This is a genomic window from Acidiphilium sp. 20-67-58 (genome assembly GCF_002255515.1).
GTDB lineage: Bacteria > Pseudomonadota > Alphaproteobacteria > Acetobacterales > Acetobacteraceae > Acidiphilium.
Genome location: NZ_NCAS01000077.1, coordinates 1 through 2,873, shown reverse-complemented (window position 1 = coordinate 2,873; position 2,873 = coordinate 1). Strand labels below are relative to the sequence as shown.

The window sequence follows — 2,873 nt, the reverse complement described above, 5'->3', positions numbered from 1 at the left end:
TTGCCCTATGCAAAATTACAAAGACAAAGCCGAACGACTCGAAGGCCGAATTATCGGCAAGATGCAGGCCAATGAGCGCCGCATAACTGCCCGTATGCTCTTGCCGGTGGCTGATATGCGCCGCGCCGTGCGAAGCCTCCAAAGCCGCGCCGAATGGCTTGAAAACCGCCGAGAGCCTGACCCACTAATCCGGGAAAATGCTAAACGGGAAGCCGAACATTGCCGCCGCATTGCTCTCACCATCACCGAAGCCATGCGGGGTGCAGCATGAACACAATCGACCTCGCTTTGCCCTACCATGCCAAAACCGGCTTCCCCCTGTTTTTCTGTAACACCATGAAGCGGCCAACATCACCGCGCGGGTTCTATGATGCCAGTAGCACCGTCCAAGGCATCCGCGAATTATACAACCAGCACCCCGGCCCCTTGATTGCCTTCCCAACCGGGGAGGCCAGCGGCATTGCTGTTCTGGACATTGACGCCACAAAACACCCCGAAGCCGCCGAATGGTATTGGCACCATGCCGATGCCCTCAAAACGCTAACGATCAGCACCCGCTCAGATGGATGGCATTGCTACTTTCAGCACCCGCCCGGACTGCGATGCACCACCGCCTTGCAGGGCATAAAGGGCATCGATATTCGGGCCGATGCTGGTTATGTAATATCCTGGGGGGCACATGGCTATAAAACCCTTACAGAAGCCCCTGTAGCGCCCTGGCCATTCTGGCTGCTCACCAGCCCGGAAAAACGCCCAGAGCGCCCCCCTGCCCCGCCGCGCGTGCCCGATGATGCGAGTATTGCAAAATTGCTCCGTTGGGTTGCCGATGCCGGCGAAGGCCAGCGCAATTCGCGGCTGTTCTGGGCCGGGTGCAGGCTGGCCGACCAGGTACAGCACGGCACATTAAATGCAGCCTATGCCGCCGCCCTACTCGAACATGCAGGCACGCAAGCCGGACTACCGAAACTTGAAGCGTGCAGAACAGCACAATCAGCATTGTCTAGGAGGCGGGTATGAACTTTCAAACCGACCCCGAAGCCGCTGCCGCTGAAACCATGAGCCGCGCGATGCTGCCGGACTTGCTGATTGATTCCGGCGACCTCCCTGCCGCCGTCAAGGCCGCTGCCGCGTTGCTGGCAAAAACCGGGCAGGTTTACGATATGGGCGGGCTGCTTGTGCAAGTCACCGCCGCACCCAGCCAGCCGGTGCGTATCATGCCCTTCACGCACCATGCCGCGACCATGCGGGTTCACGAACTTTGCCACCCCGTCACAATCGACAAAGAGGGCAAAGAAAAACCGATAACCTTCCCCGAACGTGCTGCAAAAATGCTGGTTGATACTGCCGAAGGTTTTCCAAAACTAAACGGCACCGCAAGCACCCCGATGCTGCGCGACGACGGCACAATACACACTGCTACGGGCTTTGATGATGCCACCGGCCTATGGTGCCACAACGTCCCCGCAATTCGGGTGCCGCCAACACCCAGCAAGGCCGATGCTGAAAATGCGCTGCGAACAATTAGGGAAACCTTCATGACTTTTCCGTTCTCGGATAGTCAGCGATTTACCGCGCATGACCTCGATGTGGTTGATATCGAGAAGCCGCCTGGCGAAGCTGAAACCGCCCTGATTTGCGGCCTACTTACCGCTATCTGCCGCGCCTCACTCTCGCTTGCCCCCGGCTTGATTATCACCGCGCCGGACGTATCGGGAGCCGGTTCGGGAAAGGGGCTTTTGGTTCAGGCAATTTGCGCGATTGCGTTCGGTTCACCCCCTGCCGCGTTCACTACCGGCAGCGATAAAGCCGAACTCGACAAACGCATAGCCTCCGAACTTATGCAGGCGGGGGTTGCGCTGTTTCTGGATAACGCAAACAGCATGGCATTAAAATCCGATACCCTGGCCAGTGTCATCACGGAACGACCGGCACGGGTTCGAGTATTCGGGCAGACTAAAATGGTGGCATTGAATAGCACCGCCTTCATAGCCATCACCGGCAACGGGTTGAGCGTATCGGAGGACTTAGCCCGCCGCTTCCTGGCTTGCGAATTAGACCCAAAATGCGATGACCCCGAAGCCCGCGACTTTCCGGGCCGCGATGTTTTCCTGGCTGGCATTAAAGCCCGCCGCGCGGAACTACTCACCGCCGCCCTGATTATTTGGCGATGGGGCAGGCAGAATGAAGCAAGCCTCGAACGTGGCAGGCCGTTCGGTTCATTCGAGACCTGGGCCGCATGGGTGCGCGACCCGCTTATGAACCTGGGCTGCACCGACCCGGTTGCGCAGATCAGCAAAGCCAAAGCCCGCGACCCGCGCCGGGTGCGAATTGCCGAACTGTTTGAGGCTTGGGAGCAACATCACAATACATACCCGATGAAAACCGGCGAACTGGATGATGCCGTTAAAAACATTGCAGACCCCCAAGGCCGGGGCCGTCAATTCCTGGCAACATCCATTGCCAAACTTGCAGGCACCCGCGCGGCGGGGTTCGTCCTAACCCGGCAGGACGCGGCAGGAACTTGGACCGGCGCAACGTATCAGTTGAAAAAGATCGACCAGCATTAAAACAGTCCCCGGCATGGTGAAGCAGCCATGACCGGGGCAGCCGTCGCCTCTCCAAAAGGATTCGCCTCGACCCTGCTGCCCTGCAAAATACAGGCCCAGTGCAGGCGGCGGATATTCTCACCGTTAGGGGTAATGACGCCAAATAGGCCCATGAAAGCCCCGCGCACGCGTGCAAACCACGATAAGTTAGCACCACTCACAAAACCTATGTCCCCAAACACCCCGCCCCCACGCGCGTATGGAGGGACTTCCCGTCTATAAAAACCAATCCGCCCAGGCTGAAATATCAGGCTTTTTTCAGCCATG

General features: G+C 58.4%; 4 protein-coding genes. 3 read left to right on the top strand and 1 reads right to left on the bottom strand.

Annotated elements, in window-relative coordinates; translation table 11 throughout:
• From B7Z76_RS15790 to B7Z76_RS15780, 3 genes are all read left to right on the top strand, one after another.
• Positions 1-271 (top strand): hypothetical protein (locus tag B7Z76_RS15790; RefSeq protein ID WP_291345177.1); only part of this gene is annotated, 271 nt, incomplete at its 5' end.
• Positions 268-1,017, top strand: coding sequence for a bifunctional DNA primase/polymerase (locus tag B7Z76_RS15785; RefSeq protein WP_291345175.1), 750 nt, complete (start codon positions 268-270; stop codon positions 1,015-1,017). The genes B7Z76_RS15790 and B7Z76_RS15785, both read left to right, overlap by 4 nt.
• Complete coding sequence (locus B7Z76_RS15780; RefSeq protein WP_291345173.1) at positions 1,014-2,567, top strand: hypothetical protein; 1,554 nt, start codon at positions 1,014-1,016, stop codon at positions 2,565-2,567. Before B7Z76_RS15785 ends, B7Z76_RS15780 begins: the two co-directional genes overlap by 4 nt.
• Here B7Z76_RS15780 and B7Z76_RS15775 read toward each other — a convergent pair.
• Positions 2,564-2,873: hypothetical protein (locus B7Z76_RS15775; RefSeq protein WP_291345171.1), on the bottom strand; the 310-nt coding region annotated here is incomplete at its 5' end. The two genes, B7Z76_RS15780 and B7Z76_RS15775, sit on opposite strands and share 4 nt — an antisense overlap.